General features: G+C 69.8%; 18 protein-coding genes and 2 pseudogenes. 14 read left to right on the forward strand and 6 right to left on the reverse strand.

Annotation, left to right across the window (positions count from 1 at the left end):
* Positions 1–91 precede the first annotated feature (91 nt).
* The 7 genes from araD (at position 92) to ACWCQ1_RS42030 (ending at position 7,945) form a co-directional block, all read left to right on the forward strand.
* On the forward strand, positions 92–814 hold the full coding sequence (araD, locus tag ACWCQ1_RS42000) for an L-ribulose-5-phosphate 4-epimerase AraD (protein ID WP_451028854.1): 723 nt from the start codon (positions 92–94) through the stop codon (positions 812–814).
* A 526-nt stretch (positions 815–1,340) separates the two neighbouring features.
* Positions 1,341–2,198: an SDR family NAD(P)-dependent oxidoreductase gene (locus ACWCQ1_RS42005; protein ID WP_451028855.1), complete on the forward strand. Its 858-nt coding sequence runs from the start codon at positions 1,341–1,343 to the stop codon at positions 2,196–2,198.
* A 57-nt stretch (positions 2,199–2,255) separates the two neighbouring features.
* Positions 2,256–3,782, forward strand: a complete 1,527-nt coding sequence (locus ACWCQ1_RS42010) for a M48 family metalloprotease (protein WP_451028856.1) — start codon at positions 2,256–2,258, stop codon at positions 3,780–3,782.
* On the forward strand, positions 3,779–4,759 hold the full coding sequence (locus ACWCQ1_RS42015; protein WP_451028857.1) for a hypothetical protein: 981 nt from the start codon (positions 3,779–3,781) through the stop codon (positions 4,757–4,759). The genes ACWCQ1_RS42010 and ACWCQ1_RS42015 overlap by 4 nt, the downstream gene beginning before the upstream one ends.
* A 202-nt stretch (positions 4,760–4,961) precedes the next feature.
* Positions 4,962–6,242, forward strand: coding sequence for a hypothetical protein (locus ACWCQ1_RS42020; RefSeq protein WP_451028858.1), 1,281 nt, complete (start codon positions 4,962–4,964; stop codon positions 6,240–6,242).
* 108 nt (positions 6,243–6,350) lie between these two features.
* On the forward strand, positions 6,351–7,718 hold the full coding sequence (locus tag ACWCQ1_RS42025; protein WP_451028859.1) for an SMI1/KNR4 family protein: 1,368 nt from the start codon (positions 6,351–6,353) through the stop codon (positions 7,716–7,718).
* Between the two features lie 50 nt (positions 7,719–7,768).
* Positions 7,769–7,945 (forward strand): glutaredoxin domain-containing protein, encoded by a 177-nt coding sequence (locus tag ACWCQ1_RS42030; RefSeq protein ID WP_451028897.1) that lies wholly within the window; start codon positions 7,769–7,771, stop codon positions 7,943–7,945.
* On the opposite strand, the pseudogene ACWCQ1_RS42035 reads toward ACWCQ1_RS42030, so the two are convergent.
* Positions 7,939–8,148, reverse strand: a pseudogene (locus ACWCQ1_RS42035) (IS701 family transposase); the annotation flags it as partial. The gene ACWCQ1_RS42030 and the pseudogene ACWCQ1_RS42035 overlap by 7 nt on opposite strands.
* Before the next feature lie 167 nt (positions 8,149–8,315).
* Here ACWCQ1_RS42035 and ACWCQ1_RS42040 point away from each other — a divergent pair.
* From ACWCQ1_RS42040 to ACWCQ1_RS42065, 6 genes and pseudogenes are all read left to right on the forward strand, one after another.
* Entirely contained in the window at positions 8,316–8,720 is a 405-nt protein-coding gene (locus ACWCQ1_RS42040) for a type II toxin-antitoxin system PemK/MazF family toxin (RefSeq protein ID WP_451028860.1), read from the forward strand.
* 1,149 nt (positions 8,721–9,869) lie between these two features.
* Positions 9,870–10,487 carry a hypothetical protein gene (locus tag ACWCQ1_RS42045; RefSeq protein ID WP_451028861.1) on the forward strand — a complete coding sequence of 206 codons (618 nt, stop codon included), beginning with the start codon at positions 9,870–9,872 and terminating at the stop codon, positions 10,485–10,487.
* Between the two features lie 241 nt (positions 10,488–10,728).
* Positions 10,729–11,205 carry a hypothetical protein gene (locus tag ACWCQ1_RS42050; RefSeq protein WP_451028862.1) on the forward strand — a complete coding sequence of 159 codons (477 nt, stop codon included), beginning with the start codon at positions 10,729–10,731 and terminating at the stop codon, positions 11,203–11,205.
* Complete coding sequence (locus tag ACWCQ1_RS42055; protein ID WP_451028863.1) at positions 11,205–11,714, forward strand: RICIN domain-containing protein; 510 nt, start codon at positions 11,205–11,207, stop codon at positions 11,712–11,714. The genes ACWCQ1_RS42050 and ACWCQ1_RS42055 overlap by 1 nt, the downstream gene beginning before the upstream one ends.
* A 286-nt stretch (positions 11,715–12,000) precedes the next feature.
* Positions 12,001–12,530, forward strand: a pseudogene (locus tag ACWCQ1_RS42060) (DNA primase); the annotation flags it as partial.
* 234 nt (positions 12,531–12,764) lie between these two features.
* The gene (locus tag ACWCQ1_RS42065) at positions 12,765–12,890 is read left to right on the forward strand and encodes a hypothetical protein (RefSeq protein WP_451028864.1); all 126 of its coding nucleotides are present in this window, start codon (positions 12,765–12,767) and stop codon (positions 12,888–12,890) included.
* A 20-nt stretch (positions 12,891–12,910) separates the two neighbouring features.
* On the opposite strand, the gene ACWCQ1_RS42070 is transcribed toward ACWCQ1_RS42065, so the two are convergent.
* Positions 12,911–13,129: a hypothetical protein gene (locus ACWCQ1_RS42070; protein ID WP_133049887.1), complete on the reverse strand. Its 219-nt coding sequence runs from the start codon at positions 13,127–13,129 to the stop codon at positions 12,911–12,913.
* Positions 13,130–13,263: 134 nt separating this feature from the next.
* Between ACWCQ1_RS42070 and ACWCQ1_RS42075 the strand changes: the two genes are divergently transcribed.
* Positions 13,264–13,548, forward strand: coding sequence for a hypothetical protein (locus tag ACWCQ1_RS42075; RefSeq protein WP_451028865.1), 285 nt, complete (start codon positions 13,264–13,266; stop codon positions 13,546–13,548).
* A gap of 127 nt (positions 13,549–13,675) precedes the next feature.
* Here the strand turns inward: ACWCQ1_RS42075 and ACWCQ1_RS42080 are convergent, their stop codons facing one another.
* The 4 genes from ACWCQ1_RS42080 to ACWCQ1_RS42095 all read right to left on the reverse strand — a co-directional run bounded on the left by ACWCQ1_RS42080 (position 13,676) and on the right by ACWCQ1_RS42095 (position 18,828).
* Entirely contained in the window at positions 13,676–15,028 is a 1,353-nt protein-coding gene (locus ACWCQ1_RS42080) for a phosphomannomutase/phosphoglucomutase (protein WP_451028866.1), read from the reverse strand.
* A gap of 49 nt (positions 15,029–15,077) precedes the next feature.
* Positions 15,078–15,842: a nucleotidyltransferase family protein gene (locus ACWCQ1_RS42085; protein WP_451028867.1), complete on the reverse strand. Its 765-nt coding sequence runs from the start codon at positions 15,840–15,842 to the stop codon at positions 15,078–15,080.
* A gap of 43 nt (positions 15,843–15,885) precedes the next feature.
* A complete protein-coding gene (locus ACWCQ1_RS42090; RefSeq protein ID WP_358608932.1) occupies positions 15,886–16,704 on the reverse strand; it encodes a polysaccharide lyase in 819 nt (272 codons plus the stop codon).
* An 84-nt stretch (positions 16,705–16,788) separates the two neighbouring features.
* Entirely contained in the window at positions 16,789–18,828 is a 2,040-nt protein-coding gene (locus tag ACWCQ1_RS42095) for a right-handed parallel beta-helix repeat-containing protein (RefSeq protein ID WP_451028868.1), read from the reverse strand.
* Positions 18,829–18,984: the final 156 nt, after the last annotated feature.

Consider the following 18,984-nt stretch of genomic DNA (forward strand, 5'->3'; position numbering starts at 1 on the left):
CCCTGGCGGCGCATCGGCTTTCCCTGCCCTGCTCCGCAGGAGTCCGTTTCCTCCCCCGCCTGAAGGCGGGGGTATCCACGGAGGAATCCCGATGACCACAGCTGTCCCGGAGAGCCTTCGCCGCGAGGTACTGGAGGCGAACCTCGCCATTCCCCAGGTCGGCCTGGCGACCCTGACCTGGGGTAACGTCAGCGGAGTCGACCGTGAGGCGGGGGTGTTCGTCATCAAGCCCTCCGGAGTCGCCTATGCGGACCTCACCCTTGACCACCTGGTGACGGTACGTCTGCATGACGGCGCCGTCGTCGACGGCGACCTGCGCCCCTCGACCGACACCGAGACCCACCGCTGCCTGTACCTCGCGTTCCCCTCCATCGGCGGCGTCACCCACACCCACTCCACCCACGCCGTCGCCTTCGCCCAGGCCCGCCGCGACATCCCCGTCCTGGGCACCACCCACGCCGACACCTTCAACGGCCCCGTGCCCGTCACCCGGGACCTCACCGAGCAGGAGTGCACCAAGGACTACGAGTACAACACCGGCCACGTCATCGTGGACCTCCTCGACGGCAGCGACGACAGGGCCGTCGAGGTCCCCGCCGCCCTCGTCGCCGGCCACGGCCCGTTCACCTGGGGCGCCTCCGCCCGCAAGTCCCTGGAACACGCGATCATCTGCGAGGCCGTCGCCGACATCGCCCTGCACACCATGTCCCTGTCCCCTTCGGCCCCACCGCCCCGCCACCTGCTGGAACGCCACTACACCCGCAAGCACGGCCCCGGCGCCTACTACGGCAATCCGGATCCGGTGATGCCCTGACGGCCCCCGGGCTCCTGTCACCGGCTCCCCCGAAAGTTCAGACAGGTGGCGTCCTCCGAGAAGGAACTCGCCTGTCTGAGCCAGGGAGGCCGGTGTTCCTGACCGTGACGGTTGGTGACCAAGGTGCGATCTTCCAGCTGATCAGGAAGAGCTGCCATGCACAGAGGCCGCGTATACACCGTTCTGATCGACACACCTGTAGCCGATGCTGCCAAGTCAGCGGACTTCTGGTCAGCAGCCCTCGGCCCTCACAGCCCGACCCTTTCCTCCGGCACCGGAATTCACCACACTCCATCAGGCCCTGCCGGGGCTGATCATGGCAGTCCAAGAGGTCTGTCCAGCCGACGGTGTAACTCGGGTGGTGTGAGTTAGCGACGGCCGACGGAGAATCGGCCGTCGAAGGCGATGTCGAAAGCCTACAGAGCGGGCTTCCAACGCATGGTCCAGCGTTTGCGTCCCTGACCGGTGGGGTCGAGGCGCAGAGAAAGCTCGGCCCGCCCGTCGACGGAGTACGCATCTGCCACGGATGCAGAGCCAAGGCCCGGGCCCTTCGGTGGTCATGGCCGTGCGGGACGTGGTGAAGGGCCACCGGGCTGCCGCCGGCATCAACGGCGAGACCACCGTGCAGGAGCTAGACCTGTCGTCGCTGGCGTCCGTCCGCGCCGCCGCGGAGGCCCTGCACGACCGCCTCCCGAAGATCGACCTGCTGATCAACAATGCCGGAGTGGTGTACGCGCCCCAGCAGACCACACGGGACGGGTTCGAGCTGCAGGTCGGCACCAACCACCTCGGCCACTTCGCCCTGACGGGACTGCTGCTGGACCTCCTGCTGCCCGTGCCCGGCTCCCGGGTGGTCACCCTCGGCAGCAGCACCGCCGGGTGGATCGGCGCAGGTCCACTGCTGGACCGTGATGCCGTCCGCAGTGGACGCTCCGTTGCTGCTTTGGAGGAGTTGGCCGAGGCTGCTCCTGCCTGGCTGGCTCCGCTCATCGAGCCGGAGTGGGCCAAGCGGTACGGGCGCCGGGTGGAGATCGGCAAACTGCCGGGCGGGAAGGCGGCCGTCACCGCCCGGGCCGAGGAGTTCGGCCGGGACGGACAGAAGATCCTCACCGCCGCCTGGGCCGCCTCCACCCCACCCCACCTGCGGCTTCTTCCTCAAGTGGCGGAATGGGCGGACCTGGTCTGCTCCACCGGCCCGGCCGGAACCATCACGCTCGGCGGCTCCAACCCCACCGAACTGCCCACCAAGACCATCGAATATGACCGCTGGGGCAACACCGCCAAGACCACCGAGACCGCCAACTCCGTCACCCGCACCACCACCAACACCTACGACACCGCAGGCCGTCTCAAGACCACGGCGGCTCTCCAGACGCGCCGGTGAGCCGTACGTCGGGCTGTGGCACAATCCGCGCACACCTCGCAGCACGTCAGGAGCGTGATGGACAGTCCCATACCGTCGCCTTCGCGTGGGCCGTCGCCGGTCCGCGAGTGGCTGCTCATCTCGGCCATGTGCACGGTCGCCTGGCTGCCTCGGATCGCTGCCGGTGTGGTGTTGCTCATCGCGGGCGTCGCGTTGGGTGTCTGGCAGTCAGCCCTGATGCCGTTGATATGGGTGCTGATCGGTTGTCTCCGGACGGCGCTCGGCCGACAGCCGCTGCCCGGCCGAGCGGTCCGACCCGGCGACGAACCGGAGCTGGCCGCCCTGATCCAGGACGTTGCCGAGCGGCTCGGCTTCACCGCACCTCTGCTGGTGCGAATCGTCCCGTTGCCTGATGCCGCGCTCGGGCGCACCAGGGCCGCAGGCCTGCGCAGCTACGTCCTGCTGCTCGGCCTGCCCCTGCTGCGGACGCTGACCGCTGCGCAATTGGCGGCCGTGATCGGGCACGAGCTGGCGCATGAGCAGCACGTCCGCGACCGGCGGTCCTCCTGGCTGCTCGGTGCCCGGACGATGCTCGCCGAGCAGGTGGAGGGCCGCTTCCGGCCGCTGGCGCCCCTGGCCGCGCCGCTGCTGGGGGCCTCGCAGCCGTGGGTGTGGCAGGCGGAGTCGGCGGCCGATGCCGATGCCGCCCGCCTCGCGGGCAGCGAAGCCGCCGCGCAGGCTCTGGAGTCGGTTGCACTGCTGGATGCGGCGTTCGACGGGCTGGGCGAGTCGTGGCTGAGCGACCTGGCCGTGGACAACACCTATCCCGAGGACTTCTACGATGCATTCGACGCCGCGCTGCGGGACCCGCTGGTACGGCGCCGTTCGGCCCGTGCCGCCACCGAGCACGACGCCCTCGACCCGTACCGCACGGCCCACCACCCACCGGTCGCACAACGAATAGCCGCGTTGCCCCATAGCGACATCGGCGCCCCCTACGGCTGCGATCCCATCACGCTGCACGACGCCGCCCCGATCGCACAGTGGTGCATCCAGCAGCTCGCCGGGCTCGACTCGCACGTCGGGCGCACCGGCAAGGCTCGGGCCAAGCAGGCCGACGACGGCATGCGCGCGCCACGCTGCCGCAGGGACCGCTACGACCCTCCGCAGCCGGTTCGCATCCTCGACCTCGACGCCGAGCAGTTCCACACCCCCGCCGGCGGCAGTGGATCCGAGGCTCTGATTGCCGCCACTGGCAGCCGAACGCCCCTCCATGCGGTGTCCGCCGCGCTGGACGCGCTCGCCGACGGCGGCGGGCCACATCTGGCCCGCCGCATCGAACCCCGACTGCGCTGGCTGCCGCCCGCCGAGCGCCCCACCGCCACCCGCGAGGTGTTGGCCGGCGCCACCGGCGCGGCCCTGACTTCCGTGCTGCGTGCAGCGGGCTGGACCTACGCCCATCGCTGGCTGAGCACGGTACTCACCGCGCCGGACGGCACGGACGTCGACCTGTACGACCTCCTCACCACCGCCGTGGACAGCCGCAACCCGGCACCCGTGCGGGCGGAGCTGGAGGCGGCCGGGAGCGAAGAGGTGATTGTGTGAGACGCCTCGGGCCCGCCCTGCGCGTCGGCCTACTGGGCGTGACGAGTGCCCTGGCGGGGTTCGCTTTGCTCGCCGGCTGGCTCGGCTGGCACGCCTACCGCTACGACAGCGCCCGCGACCGCGCCACCGCCCAGGCCGAGGGCGTGGTCGTCGAGGACGGCATCGGCGACGAGGACGACATCCGCGTGCACTGGACCGATCAGACGGGCCGCGAGCACGAGCAACGCTTCGGCATCTACGACACCGACCGCTACACCAAGGGCCACCGCTTCCCCATCGCCTACGACCCCCACGAGGCGGATCCGCGCGCTTTCCCTACCGACCCCACCGAGACAGCAGCCGAGGACGATCTACTTGTCCCGATCGGGCTGGCCGGGGTGGTGACAGCCGGATTCTGCGGCGTGTGGGCCGTGCGGGGCCTGCGGTTCCGCTGGACGGTACGGAAAGCCGGCCGGCCGATGGTCGCGACGGTGTCCCGCGGCGAACGGGTCGGCGCTGCGGCGTGGCTGTCGGACACCACCTGGCTGGCCCTGGCCGAGCCGGGTCGGCCCGACGAGCCGGTGGCCTGGCAGCGGGTGATGTGGCATCCCGCCGTCGAGGACTGGCCCGGCCCGATCCCGGTGACGGCGCACCACCGTAGGCGGATGCGCGGCCCGCTGGTGGCACAACTGCCGGACGGCATCTGCCTGGTGCCGCTCCGTGGGCTGCGCCATGCCCCGCCGCCGCACGCCCTCCTCGACAATCAGAAAGCTGTCCGGATCGACCTACGCGACTCCTTCACACCCATCGACACCACCACGTTGGCCGGACGGCCCTGGTGGCGGCCGGGTGCCCAAGTCGCCGCCATGGGCGCCGTCTTCGGGCTCCTCGCGGGCCTCCTCATCACCGGCGGCAGCGCCGTCGCCGCCGTGAGCTTCGCCCTGATCGGAGGGACACTGCTCTCCACTTCCTGGGCGCTGTCCGCCCCGCAGCCGTAACCGCTCGGTCTCAGCCTCGCTGGGATGTCGCACCCGCGCGAGCGAGGCTGTCCGACGTAAGGCTTTGGCTCGCCCTCACGGTTCCCTCGCCCGGACGGCCAGGAACGAACCCGCACCACCGACGCCATGGCAACCCCCGGCATCACGCGTTCGATTTCAGTAGCGTGGAGGGATGAGAACACGCGGGGGGAGGCTCGCAGTCGTGGCGAGCCTGGCAGCCGGCGCGGCCCTGGTACTGGGCGGCTGCGGCACGATCAGAGCAGGGGCCACCGGCACGGGCGGCGCGAGTGCGGAAGAGCTCGGGTTCAAGGAGTATCCGGGCGCGGTGGACTACCCCTCGGTGACCGGCCCGCACGACAAGGGGTACGTGGCGCCCCGTGAGGGTCTGCGCCAGCTTGTGCCGCTGGGCAACTGCGCCTTGGGCGAGGGGACGTTCGCCAACGGGTACCGCTACGTGAACGTCAACTGGGCCGGTTCCAACGGCTGCACGAAGCTCTCGATCACTCCGAAGCCGGGCGCCGCCGACGAAAGCGACGTGCCGTACTCCATGCGCAGCGGCTGGGCCGGTGGCGGCCTGCCAGGCGACGTGGTGGTGCCGTGGGGCGACGGTTCGCTGATCGGGGTCGGCGCCACGTTGACCCGCCGGGCGCCGGACGGCGAGCAGGTCCGGCTCGCCACGCTGCCGCTGACGCTCAACACCCGCCCCGAGCAGGAGACCGCGGACGACGCCTCGGTGAACACCGCGGTGAAGGTCGGCTCGCTCCTGCTGATCGGCGGCGGCCAGACCGTCGACCAGGTGGAGTCTCCGTACGTGTTCGCGTCTGACGACGCCGGCAAGACCGTCCGTCGCGTGCCGCTTCCGACGATCGACGGCCGGCAACCGTCCACACCCGTGGGCGACTTCGGCGTCAACGGCAAGGAGGTCGTCGCCTTCGGCGCGGCAGCCACCAACGCCTACGACTTCCACTCCACGGGCACCATCCCGTTCTGGCGCAGCGCGGACGGCGGCGCGCACTGGACGTCCGGCGACATCACCGGGATGCCGCCCGGCACACAGGTGCGCAGCGTCCTGCACGCGTCGGGCCACTGGTTCGCCGTGGGCGGCCATGCCAAGGCCGGCGCCTTCTACGATTCCCTCCCGCTGGTTCTCACCAGCCAGGACGGTACGCACTGGACCCGGATGGACACCTCGTCCATGGGCACCGGCGAGATCACTGCCGCGACCGTCGACTCCGCGGGCCACCCGGTCCTGGTCGGCTCGGCCCCCCGGCCCAAGTCCAACCTGAACACGCGCACAGTGCTGTGCGGTTCCGTCTGGGTCGGCAACGGGACGGCCAAGGGCTGGAAACGCGGCAGCCTCGGCTGCAGCGAGGACCCCCCGAGAACGGCGGTCACCCTCAAGGACGGGCGCGTGCTGATCGCCGGCAACCGGGACCTCTGGCTCTCCCGAAGGCCGGTGTCGCGGCGCGGCCACGGGTCTTGATCTCTTCCGGCGACAGGCGCGCGTAGCCGAGCGGGCCGCAAACCCGTTGTCGTACCCCTGTGGTGAAGTGAAGTCAGGCGAGGGGGAGAACGAGAGGCGGAGGGGACAATGGGTGGGCGTACGGCGTGGCGGCCGTTCCTGGAGCAGTGGAGCGCGGAGTGGATCGCCGGGCACGACCCGGACAAGGACGCGCCGCTCGCGCAGGAGGTCGTGCGTGACGCCTGGCTCGGGTTCGCGCCGGCGAGCGAGGCCGAGATCGCCGCGGCCGAGGCCCGGCTGGGGCGCCGACTGCCGCCTTCGCTGCGGGAGTTCATGCTGGTCACCAACGGGTGGCGGGACGTGGGCAACTTCATCTACCGGCTGGCCGGAACCACGGAGCTGGAATGGCTGCGAAACACCGACGACCGCACCTGGATCGAGGTCTGGGAAGACCTCGCAGAGGACGACGGCGAGGAAGACGAGGACGGCAAGGACTGCGAGGAGACGTTCGGCGTTCAGGAGGCGAAGGTCCTCGCCCGCTCCCTGCGCCTGTCCCTGGAGGGTGACGCGGCGGTCATGCTGCTCGACCCGGACGACGTGGACGAGGACGGCGAGTGGGCGGCGTACTGGCTCGCCTCCTGGTCCGGTGAGGGACCGGAGCGATACGGCTCCTTCCACGACCTCATGCGCCGACAGTGGGTGTCCTTCCACGCCCTGCGCAAGCCGCCGGGCGCCACCCGGGACCACTGGGACGCGGAGGTCGAGCGGGCCAGATGCGAAGCGCTGGCCGGGGCGGTCGACGGACCGCTGGCGGTATTCGCCCAGGCGCACGAGTACGGGCGGGAGCGGGCAGACGTGCTGAGCATGCAGATGAAGGCGATGCTCGGCGATTGGCGCGGGCAGATCGCGGACCTGATGTGGTACCGCCCGGGGAACGACGATCTCCTGCTCAGCCCGCTGTTCGCCGCGGAACTCCTGCCGCTCCTGGTCCGGCACGACCAGCTCGCGCACCCCCACGACCTGCGGCCCCTGCCACGGCTCAAGGAGTACGCGCCCGAACCCGTGCGGGCACTCGTCGCCGACTACGAGGCTCGGGCGGCCGAGCCGGGCTTCCGGCTCACCTTCGGCGCACCCGAGTTCGACGCGGCGGTGCACGCTGTCGCCGACCGCCTCGCCGGGATGCTGGCGTTCCAGGCTCCCGACGAGCCGCCGTTCCCTACGGGGCCGATCGTCGTCACCCTGTATGCGGGCGGCGACCCGCGGCCCGAACCCCACCCGCTGTCCGACCCCGCCGAGGTCCGCAGGGACCGCGCGGACCTGTGTGCCGAAGCCTGGCCCGAACTCCGTGCAGCGCTGCGTCTGTGGCACCCGGTGTGCGAGGACCACATTGCCCCGATATCCCTGTTCGCCAACCCGGTCCTGGCCCAACTGATCACCCCGGACCGCGGCCGCGAGATCCTGGTCGCGCCCCGAGGCACGGGCACCGGCGCCCAGTAGGCTGGCCGTTCCAGCCGCCGGAACGGCAACACCGTAGGGGGGGTAAGGGCATGACCAAGGCACGCGACGGCGTTGTCATGTACTGGCGGCCCGGCTGCGTGTTCTGTATGAACCTGCGGCTGAGCCTGCTCTTCACCGGCCTGCGCTACACCAAGCGGAACATCTGGCGGGACAAGGACGCAGCGGCGTTCGTCCGCTCCGTCGCGGACGGGAACGAGCCCGCGTAGTCGCGCACGTCGTCGCGGACCTGGTCGGCGTCCCACTTGGCCCGCCCGAGCAGGTGCTGCATGCCGTCCGGGGTCCTGTGCCCGGCCCACTCGGCGATGGTCCAGCAGTTCTTGCACGGCAGGTCGGACAGCAGGCCGAGTACCAACTTCCGGACCCTGCGCCGGGATTCGATGAGCGTGAACCGTCCCGCTATCCGGCTCATCCGGCCCGCGAACGCCTCCTGCCGGCGGGCAGGGTCTACGCTGTGACCCTGCAGCCACCGTATGATCGTTTGTCTTCACACACCGATGATCAACAGTGGCCGCACCCGTCTCCACAGCGCGTCAGGGTCGCGCAGCGTCTGCCTGCCGTCCTGTATCTGGAGGACTTGTGCAACGTGGCGAAGTCTGGTGGGTTCAGTTCGACGAGCGGAGGCTGGTCGTACTTCTGTCGGGAGAGGGCACCTCGGGGATCCGGGTGATGCAGGTTGTCGCTCCGGCAAGCGTCGACATCAGCGGTCTGGGCATCGAAGTGACGGTGGGCGCCGGTGAAGGACTGCCGTTCGAAGGCGTGCTGCGGCTCGCGTTCCCGCGTCCCGGCTTCACCCCGTGCACGTGGCTGACCACCGTGTCCCGGGACGACCTGATAGAGCGGGAGACCGTCCTGTCCTCCGCGAAGCTCAGCGAGATTGACGAAGCCCTCCAACTCGCTGAACAAGCGCAGGAGCGGACCCCGGCAACCACCGCGAAGCTCAGCGAGATAAGGGACGCCCTCTGTCTCGGTGAACCCGGGTAGACGAAGAAGAAGCCGACGCTCGCGACGGCGTGAGCGGTCTTGGGCGAGATAATCCACGCTGGCCACCTGCCACCTCGGCGCCCTTCACCACCGAGATCACGATCTACGGCTGGAGTAAAGGGGTCGGACATTTCGAACGACCGATTTCCTTCGCGACACAGTCCGCACCCCAGCCCGCAAGACACCCGCTCAAGACCATCGCACCCCATCGCCACCCATCACCAAACGGCCAGGGCAGCGCCCCGCAAGAAACACCGCCCACAAGTCACCGACCTGGCCTGCTACTAGGCAGTGTTTCTCGGATCATGTGCGGAGCCAGACGATGATTGCTGCGATGGTGACTGTGCCGAGGTAGGTGTAGGCCCGCTGGGCGGCAAAGTCCTTCGCATGCTGAAAGAGAAAGGCATGGCCGGCGTCGCTGTAGGCGACGAGGGTGGCGCTGGGCAGGTGCTGGAGGGCGGTGTACGGGTCTGATGCAGGTTCGGGTGACAGGTCAGGTGCGTCGGAGCAGGGGGCGGTGTGGTGGACGGACGACCCGTGGAAGGTCGTCGCGCTGGTTCCTCGGGGGTGGGGGCGTGCGGGCCGGACCGCGTGGTGGTGGCTGGGGGAGTGGACAAGTAGCCGGCCCGGCACACGCCAACTGGCTCCCGGCCGCCGTCGCCGCACGGATCGCACGCCGCGAGGACGACCTGGCCGAGGTCCTGACCAAGGCGGCGGGCAGACGTACCGCCATCCGGCTCAAGGTGAGCGCCGTACCGCTGATCGTGGCCGTGGTCCTCGCCGTCGTACTCGCCGTGACCACCCATCGCAACGACTCCACGTCCGGCGCAAGCCCGGGATACCAGACGGTCCTGCACAACCACCCGGTCTCGCTGCCGGACGCCGACCACGAGATCGACCTGATGACCGGTCACGCCGTGACGGGAGAGACCGGTACTGGACGCTCTCCACCGACTCGGGCGGCGACAGCAAGGGCGGCTTCCAGCTCCAGGACGCCACCGACGCATACATCGCGGGGCGGGGCCGATCACCTCCGCGCAATGCGCCGCCGGGATTGCACGCAAGCCGGTCGAGGAAGAGGTCCAATGGCCGCAGGTACCTACCGGCAGCTGGTTCTGCCTGCGCTGGCGGCTGACCGGGGACATCGCGGTGCTGCGCGTCTCCAGTGTTGACACCGGCAGTTGGGGCGTCGACGCCCGCCTCGACTACTACCGGCATATCCCGCCGCTGTCCACGCCCGGCGTGGTGCCGGACTCCGCGGGCCGCAACTACCGGCGGCTCTACGCCGCCCGGCCCCAGACCCTGCCGGGCAACGACCGCCCGGTCGACCTGACCCGTGGAAGCCTCGCGTCGAACGGCTCGTGGCTGCTGTCCACCGACGCGGGTGGCAACAGCAAGGGCGCCTACGAACTGCAGGACTCCAGCGACGCCTACATCGCCGGGCAGTCCCCCATCACTCCCGCCCGCTGCGCGCTCGGCATCGCCCAGCAGCCGGTGGCGGACAACGTCCGCTTCCCGCAGGTCCCGGCCGACACCTGGTTCTGCATCCGCGACAACATCACTCACGACATCGCCGTCATCCAGGTCCTGGACAAGGACGACGGCGACTGGAGCACCACGCTCGCGGTCACCGCCTACAGGCCCACCGGCGCAGGCATGTCCCGAACAACGGGGACGCGAGGCTCCCACACGTGGCGCGTCCGATACCGTCCACCGTCTCAGGGCACCGGACAAACGCTGCCAGTTCGGGGCCATCCATCGCCGTGAACCGCTCCAGACCTCCACCGGTCCCGGATCGGCCCAAAACCGTCCTGAACAGGAAAGACATCGATTGATTGTTGTCCATTTGTTCAGGGTCCGCCGAGATCGCCTCCCACGCGTTGACCGAGATGCACGGCGGCATCAATGTGGCGGCGTGCCCCAGCGCCGACCGGTCACCGTCGGGTGCAGAGGGCCGCATCCCATTCCTGCCCCAACGGGCGCTTCACATCAAAGGAGTTGGTCCAGCATGACTTCGTCCCGTTCAGGCCGGGCGGCAATCCTGTCCGGCGCGGCAACGCTGCTGACGGCCGCGCTGCTGACGGCCGCGCCGGACGCACAGGCGAGCCAGGGCGGCTGCAACGACTACACACAGGGTGGCTATCCCATCGGGATCTGCATCAACGACCGGAACACGGGCACCAACGCTTACCCGGACTACTACGTCAACGGCGCGGTACCGGCGAACTGCCGTATCCAGGTGGAGATCTGGGACCGCTTCGGCCACCGGTTCGGACCCGTCTTCCAGGACAGCAACTCCTGTGCGCAGGGCCACCATCCCGCCAGCGGCTCGTGGTGCGTGCCCAGCTGGGACCCGGCCGAATTCGGCGACACCGTGACCGTGCACGCGTACTACCGGCTGTTCAGCGGCAGCAGGCAGATCAACGACACCACCACCGACTCGAAGCCGATCACCGTGGCCTACACGGGGATGGCGCACTGCTGATGGGCACGCGTATCCGTACCGTCACCGCCGCGCTCGTCGCATGCCTGTCACTCACAGGAACCGTGCAGAGCGCCCAAGCCACTGTCTCCGGGGCCGTGGCACCACCGGACGGGCCGTGGTCCGGCTCCGTCAGGCTGCTCAATCCGAACTCCGCTCGCTGCCTCGGTATCGCGAACGGCAACGCGGGGATCTGGGACTGCACGAGCCGCCCGGATCAGGAGTGGTCGGCCAACTCACAGGCCGGCAACCTCTTCCTGATCAAGAACGGCAACGGTCAGTGCCTCAACGTCTCCGGAGGGCAGGGGGCTCAGGTGGTCGCCTCGCTCTGCAACCTCACGGGAAACATGTTCTGGTCGTACCACACCAACGCCGACGGCAACCGTGTGATCAAGAACAGCGGGACCGGGATGATCCTAGGCGTCTACGGCGGCCGGACCGCGAACGGCTCCAAGGTCATCCAGTGGGCCGACACCGATGGCGCCGATCAGGACTGGGCACTGCTGCGCTGAGCCGTGCCTAGCCGCTCGAAGGCATGGCACCCTCGGCAGACCATGGAGAGTGACCAGTTGACTTCTGCCGAATGAGCGACTCTGGCGGGGATCTTGGAGTTCCTCGGTGCGGCAGCGTGATCAACTGGCATGCTCAGGTACAACATCGTTGCGTTTACGTCCGTGAGCGGTTTGCGAGGCGTCATTCACCCGGGCTTGACCTCCGACTCAAGACTCAAACGCAACGATGTCGTGCCTGCCTCTGCGTCAGCCCCCGCCGACCACCCCCGCAGTCCTGCCCCAGTTCACCCACCACCTGTGGCTGCTGGGCAACCACCGCCCCGAAGTCTCCACCGGCGGCTTCGCCTTCTGGCGCCGGATCCGGCTCATCCCCTTCACCCGCACCGTCCCCGCCAACCGCCGCATCGACAACCACGCCTTCGAACTCGTCCGCGACGAAGGCCCCGGCATCCTGCACTGGCTCATCGAAGGCGCCCGCCGCTACCTCGCCACCCGTGACCCCCTCGAAGGCCCCGGCCGCGTCCGCATCGCCTCCAGCGCCTACGCCACCACCGAAGAACACATCGGCCGCTTCCTGACCGAATGCTGCACCCGCCCCGCTGAGGCGAGCACCGACACCGAACTCCGCGACGAACAAGGCCTGCTCTACGCCGCCTACACCGCCTGGTGCAACGCCGGCGAAGGCGTCCGCGCCGCCACCGCCCGCGCGTTTGCCACCCGCGTACGACAGGAACTCAACCTCGGCTCACCCGCCGACGTGATCAAACCAACGGCCGCAAGTACTACTCCGGCCTCGCCCTGCTGGACAGCGAATGACCACTCCCGCCATCGCCCGCACGCCCTACGCCCCGTCCTGCCACCGCCCTACCATGGACCCACACACCCGGCCGCCCACTAGGCAAGCCGATGCTGGCGGCAGGACCAACTCGCTTTGTGGCCTAGTCCACGAGGAGTGCACGATGGCCTTGTCCCAGTCTGAGCTGATACGGCTGCTTGAGGTGTCTACGCTCGACCGACGGAAACGAGCTCATCCGCGCCATCGCGGAGCGGATGGTGCAGGAGCTGATCGAGGCCGAGGCGAGTGCCCACATCGGCGCGGAGTGGAACGAGCACATGCCGACGCGGACCAACGTCCTTCATGGCGCCGTCAACTCGCTTTGTGGCCGCGCATGGTGAACGGTGGCACCAACGATCCGTCAGCGCAGGTCGGCACGGTCTGACCCTCCTCTCTCGGGCTGCGGCGTCACGTCGTGCTCTCGCCGCTTCTTCTTGATCCAGTCGTGCATGGCCTCGATGAGCGCGTCCGAGGGCGTGCGGTCTGCCGCGGCCGCCAGAGCCTCGAACTCGTCGCGCAGCGGCTTGGGCGGACGGAAGCCCATGACCTTGGTCTGTCCCGTGCGCGGCCTGCCAACCATGAGTCCCCCTCGGTTTCTGTTTAACAGAATCTAACAAGGTGGCCCTTGGTCTTCCCTGACCCCAAGACCAGGGGCTATCGATGTTTTCGGGGCGGCTCATCGTGCATGGGCCGGTGCCAGAGCAGGTTGAAGACGTGTCGCCCTTCTCCTTGTCCGTCGTGCTGCTGGTGGGGAACACCCAGCTCCCGGGCGAGGCGGAGCTGGGTGAGCTGACGCCGGCCGAGGTTCCGCAGTGGGGAGGGCTGTTGCGGGGTGTGCCGGAACGGCTTGCTGCCGCGATGCGATCGGGCCAGGACGCCCGGCTGTGCTGGCCCGACGGGCAGGAACGCCGGGTGCGGCTGGGCGGAGAGCGGCTGGCGGACGACCAGGGGCGCCTGATTGTGACTTTCCTGGGCGAGGGGCCGCCCCCGGCCGTGTGACGTCGTCGGCGGCACGCCCGCTGAGGGGCCGGGTCCGCACGAGGCCTGAAGGTGTCGATTGGCATCACCGAGGACGGAGGCCGGGAAGTCCTCGGGCTGATGGTCGGCGACAGCGAGAAACGCCCCTTCAGGAGCACCGTACGAGGGCGAGCACCCCGTGGCGCAGGGCGTCGACAGCCGTCGGGACGGGCGCCTCGACGTTCAGCCGCAGCAGGGGCTCGGTGTTCGACGGCCGCAGGTTGAACCAGCGGCCGTCGCTCAGGTCCACTGTCAGCCCGTCCAGCCGGTCGGTGGTGACCCCTTCCCCGCGGTAGGCGGCTTCGACCCGGTCGAGGGTGCCGGGCACGTCGGCGACCACGGAGTTGATCTCACCGGAGGCCGCGTAGCGGGAGTAGCCGGCGGCGAGCTCGGACAGCGGGCGGTCCTGTTCGCCGAGGGCGGCCAGCACGTGCAGGGCGGTGAGCATCCCGGTGTCGGCACGCCAGAAGTCCCGGAAGTAGTAGTGGCCGGAGTGCTCGCCGCCGAAGACCGCGTCGTGTTCGGCCATTGCGGCCTTCATGAACGAGTGGCCGACCCGGGAGCGGACCGGCGTGCCGCCGAGCTCACGGATGATCTCGACGGCGGCCGCGGAGGTGATCACGTTGTGCACGACGGCCGAGCCGGGGTGACGGGTCAGCTCGCGGGCGGCGACCAGGCCGACGACGGCCGAGGGGGACACCGCCTCGCCGCGCTCGTCGACGAAGAAGCACCGGTCGGCGTCGCCGTCGAAGGCGAGGCCGATGTCGGCGCCGACGGCGCGGACCCGGGCCTGCAGGTCGACGAGGTTCTTCGGGTCCAGGGGATTGGCCTCGTGGTGGGGGAAGCTGCCGTCGAGTTCGAAGTACAGGGCGTCGATATCGACGGGCAGGCCGTCGAGGACGGCCGGGATGGTGTGGCCGGCCATGCCGTTGCCGGCGTCCACGACCGCGGTCAGGCGGCGGTTGCCCTTGAGGGGGACGAGGGCGTTGAGGTGGGCGGCGTAGTCGCCGAGCAGGTTCCGGGAGGTGGTGGTGCCGGGGCGGGCCGCAGGCGCCGGAATGTCGTCCGCCTCCAGCCAGGACCGGATCCGCCCCAGCCCGGAGCTCTCGCCGATGGGCGCCGCTCCGGCACGGCACAGCTTGATGCCGTTGTCCTTGGCCGGGTTGTGGCTGGCGGTGATCATCGCACCGGGCAGGTCGAGGCTGCCGGAGGCGTAGTACAGGTAGTCGGTCGAGCCGAGCCCGGCGTCGACGACGTCCGCCCCCGCCGTGTTCGCGCCCGCGGCGAACGCGGCGGCCAGCTCCGGGCTGCTGTCGCGCATGTCGCGGGCGACCACGATCCGCGGTGCGCCGGTGAGCCGGACGAAGAGGGCGCCGGTCCTGCGGGCGAGGTCGGAGTTCAGCTGTGCGGGGACCTCGCCACGGATGTCGTAGGCCTTGACCAGGTGGGAGTAGTCGGGCACGGGAGAGCCTTTCGTTGTCGGGGCGGTCCGGGACGGTCCGTCGGGGCGACTAGGCGGTGACCGTCCGGACCCAGCCGAACCCCGTGATCTCCTTCGTCGCCGTCTTCAGGTCCTTGGCGTTGTCCACGCCGCGCCAGTACCCGTTGATTCGGTACGCCGACAGCCGGTCCTTACGCGCCAGCTCGGGGAACGTGGTGTCCTCGTGGTCGCCCAGGTCCGGCAGGAGCGCGGTGACCTCCGGCTCGAACAGGTACACCCCCGCGTTGATCCAGTGCGGCAGCACCGGTGCCTCGGTGAAGCTCGTCACCCGGTCGGAGTGGGTCATCTCCACGATCCCGTACGGCGACTTGAGCGGCGTCACCGCCAGCGTGGCGAGCGCGTTCCGCTCGACGTGGGCCCGCGCCAGGTCGCGCAGCGAGAAGCGGGTGAGGATGTCGCCGTTGAGGCCGGCCCACCGCTCCGCGGGGAACGGGAGGCGGCCGGCGGCGTACTTCAGGCCGCCGCCACGGCCGAGCGGCTCGTCCTCGACGACGACCTGCACATGCAGCGGCAGCCGCCTCGTGGCGACGAACTCGCGCAGTACGTCCGCTTTGTAGCCGCAGGAGATGACGACCTCCTCGATGCCCTCGGCCGCCAGCCAGTGCGCCTGGTGCTCGAAGATGGGCCGGCCCGCCACCTCCACCAGGGCCTTGGGTATGTGGTCGGTGTACGGGCGCAGCCTGCTGGCCTGTCCTCCGGCGAGGATCACTGCCTGCCGGACGTGCGATCCGCCCCAGCCGGTGATGGCGAGATCCGTGTCATGCGTGATGGTCATGGGGGTCCCTTCTGGTGGGATGCGAGCCTGTGCGATGTGGGGTTCAGACGCCTTGCAGTGGGTCGATCGGCTGCTCGGACACCGCGAACGCCGCGAAGTCGGCGTGCTGCGCGCGCGGTGTCGCCCAACTCGGGTCGCTGCCGCCGAAGAAGGTCGAGAAGAGCACTCCGTCGATGCCGAGCCGGTCGGAGGTACGGAACTCCAGCCCGTTCTGGCTCAGCACCTCCCGCCCGTCGACGTGGACGGTCACGTTGCCGTCGAGGCGGCCCGGCCGGTTGAGGCGTACGGCCTGTTCGACGCAGACCCAGCTGCCCAGCGGCCAGTCCCAGGAGCCCCGGCCGAGCGAGGTGCCGTGGGCGACCGAGGTGGGCAGATAGGCGTAGACCTCGGCGGCGCCGTGCGCCCGCCACATGTAGCGGGTGGACAGTCCGTCCTCGCCGTCGGGGATCCGGCGGCCGCTGGTCACCGTCCCGCCGTACAGGCCGGGCAGCTTGCCGCCCTTGACGAAGTCGAAGTCGTTGGGGAAGCGGACGTAGTAGCGGAGGTGGAGGGAGTCGACGGGGCCGGTACGGAGCTCCAGGTAGACCTGCGCCCCTCCCTGGGGGCGGCCGTACTGCCGTGCCACGCTCGGGCTCGCGGAGCGGGCCGGGTAGCGCACCCGCAGCAGCCGGCCCAGCACGGGATCGCTGTCCGGCAGCAGTTCGGCGCGGTCGAGGCCGAACGAGCCGCCGGACCGTACCGTCAGCCCGGACCCGAAGAAGCGGGCCAGGGCCGCCGGGTTGGCGCTCAGCGGGGTGGGTTCCCGGGCGGTGGAGTTGCCGCCCGGGTCGGAGGAGCAGGCGGCGAGTCCCGTACCGATCATGATGGCTCCCGTTGCCGTGATGAACTGCCGTCTGCGCACTGCCGCCGCTCCTGTCTCCCGTGCCCATTGCCGCCGTTTCGCGGGTCAGCCGCTGCTGACGATCTGGTAGTCGACCTCCTGGGTGGTGCCCGGCGCGGTGTGCAGGGTGAGGGTGCCGACGGCGGAGGCGGTGCCGGTGGCGAGGGTGGTGCCGCCCGCGGTGAGGGCGTACTGGGCGCCGGCGGTGAGGCCGGTCGCGGTGAAGGCGAGGTCGGTGCCGGCGGTGGACGGCGCGACCAGGACCTCGTACGCCCCGGCGCCGGTCGGCACCCGGCCGGTGGCGGTGCCGCTCGCGGGGACCACCGCGACGGACTGCGGGGTGACGGTCACCTGGGAGGTGCCGACGGTCGCCGCGGTCAGTGTCGCCGTGCCGCCCGCGCCGGGGGCGCCGAGCGTGGTGGTGACGGCCGGGAAGCCGCTCGCCTTGTAGACGGTGCCCGCGGAGCCGATGAACCTGGCCGAGCTGACCGAGTCCACCGTCACCTTGGTGGACTGCTTGACGTCCTTGAAGGTGATGGTGCCCGGGGTGGTCGAGTCGCCCTTCACCGAGTAGGTGAGGGACGTGGGCAGGGTGTTGCCGGAGAAGACCGTCCCCGTGGTCCACTGCGTGAGCACACCGGAGGCGAACGCGCCGCTGAAGGTGTTGTTGCTGAACACCGTGCCGTCGGTCTGGTTCAGCTTGACCGCGTTGCTGGCGGTCGTGTCGAAGGTGTTGCCGGTGAAGGTCAGGTTGCTCGGCCGGCCGGTGCTGTTGGTGTAGGCCGGGATGTCGGAGCCCTGGTAGGTGAAGACGGCGTACTGGCTGCTGTTGCTCACCGTGTTGCCGGTGGTGGTGATGTTCGTCGAGCCGACGCTGTAGCGCAGTCCGTACTCGGAGCCGGTGATGGTGTTGTCGCGGATGGTGTCGCCGCTGCTGTCGAAGACGGCGATACCGGCGCCGTTGGGCTGGTCGTGGATGTAGTTGTGCTCGATGACGCTGTCGGTGACCCCGCGGTGGATCATGATGCCGTGGACCTGGTTGTCCGACGGGTCGTCGTCACCGACCGGAAGGTACGGCGGAATGCCGTTGTGGTCGACCTCGTTGTAGGCGATCTCCAGGTGGTCGCACCGCTGCGAGCAGATGATCCCGTGGTCGCCGTTGTCGTGCGAATGGTTGTGCGTGATGGTCAGGTAGTCGGAGTCGTCGTGCGGGTCGAGCCCGTACATGACGTTGTGGTCGTACTCGTTGCCGGTGAAGGTCATGCCGTACGCGTCGAACGTGTACGTGCCCATGAAGTTGTTGTGGAACCGGCTGCCCGTCTCCGAGCCGTAGACGTTCAGCGCCGCGCACACGGCGAGGTGGGTGGAGTCGCAGCCGCGGCCCTTGTACGACACGCCGTAGCTCTCGGCGTCGTGGGAGCCGAGGTAGCCGATGTCGCTGTCCTTGATGTCCATCCGCGACTCGCGTGGTGTGCCGTCGGTGTCCAGGTACGAGATGGCCCTGATGAAGGCGCGCGCCCGGGAACCGGAGGGGGCGTTCGCGGGCAGGTACGGGTCCGTGTCCGGGGCGCCGGTGGCGTCGTCCCACGAGGTGATGTGGACGGTGTCCATGTCGATGTGACCGTACTGCGCGGTGATGGCGCTGACGTGGGTGGCGACGTTGTCGGACAGGCTGCGCAGCCGCAGGGTGTCGACGTCGCCGCCGACGGAGCTGCCGTGCAGGTCGAGGGTGGCGCCGTTCTGGACGACCAGGTCCGCGCTCAGTTCCCAGGTGTTGGTGGACGGGTCCGTCTCCACCAGGGGCGCAGACGGGCAGAGCGCGTCGATGTCGGACAGGCTCGCGGTGCCGGAGGTCAGGTAGATCGTGTTGGTGCTGCTGGCGTAGCGGACCTGGCCGGAGCACGAGGCGGCCTGCGCCGGTGCCGCGAACAGCACGACGGGGCCGGTCAGCAGTCCGAGGACGGTGAGGGCGACGCTGAGGCGGCGATCGGAGCGGCCCGCGGGGGCGACGCTCGTGGCCGACTGGGAGAGAGGGGCGGGCGAGAGGCCCGTGCGAGGCCGGTCGGCCGGGGCGGTCGCGCCCGGTCTGAGCGGTTGGTCGTTCATAGGGGACTCCTGTACATGTCCTCCGCCGTTCGGCACTGAACTGCGGAGGCGTTGTTGGCGATGAGGACGGGCGGGGGCAGGGCTCGTTCCGGGGAGTCCTCCGGCCGTCCGGTGGTGCGCGCTGTATCCGATTGGGTGGTGCGATTGCCGGCCGGG

It is taken from the genome of Streptomyces sp. NPDC002144, from assembly GCF_053593695.1.

Excerpts from the sequence above, each read along its gene's own strand:
- ACWCQ1_RS42095 (WP_451028868.1), bottom strand. The coding sequence starts at position 18,828 with ATGAACGACCAACCGCTCAGACCGGGCGCGACCGCCCCGGCCGACCGG.
- ACWCQ1_RS42090 (WP_358608932.1), bottom strand. The coding sequence starts at position 16,704 with ATGATCGGTACGGGACTCGCCGCCTGCTCCTCCGACCCGGGCGGCAAC.
- ACWCQ1_RS42055 (WP_451028863.1), top strand. The coding sequence starts at position 11,205 with ATGGGCACGCGTATCCGTACCGTCACCGCCGCGCTCGTCGCATGCCTG.
- ACWCQ1_RS42005 (WP_451028855.1), top strand. The coding sequence starts at position 1,341 with ATGCAGAGCCAAGGCCCGGGCCCTTCGGTGGTCATGGCCGTGCGGGAC.
- araD (WP_451028854.1), top strand. The coding sequence starts at position 92 with ATGACCACAGCTGTCCCGGAGAGCCTTCGCCGCGAGGTACTGGAGGCG.
- ACWCQ1_RS42010 (WP_451028856.1), top strand. The coding sequence starts at position 2,256 with ATGGACAGTCCCATACCGTCGCCTTCGCGTGGGCCGTCGCCGGTCCGC.
- ACWCQ1_RS42065 (WP_451028864.1), top strand. The coding sequence starts at position 12,765 with ATGGTGCAGGAGCTGATCGAGGCCGAGGCGAGTGCCCACATCGGCGCG.
- ACWCQ1_RS42030 (WP_451028897.1), top strand. The coding sequence starts at position 7,769 with ATGACCAAGGCACGCGACGGCGTTGTCATGTACTGGCGGCCCGGCTGC.
- ACWCQ1_RS42050 (WP_451028862.1), top strand. The coding sequence starts at position 10,729 with ATGACTTCGTCCCGTTCAGGCCGGGCGGCAATCCTGTCCGGCGCGGCA.
- ACWCQ1_RS42025 (WP_451028859.1), top strand. The coding sequence starts at position 6,351 with ATGGGTGGGCGTACGGCGTGGCGGCCGTTCCTGGAGCAGTGGAGCGCG.
- ACWCQ1_RS42085 (WP_451028867.1), bottom strand. The coding sequence starts at position 15,842 with ATGACCATCACGCATGACACGGATCTCGCCATCACCGGCTGGGGCGGA.
- ACWCQ1_RS42070 (WP_133049887.1), bottom strand. The coding sequence starts at position 13,129 with ATGGTTGGCAGGCCGCGCACGGGACAGACCAAGGTCATGGGCTTCCGT.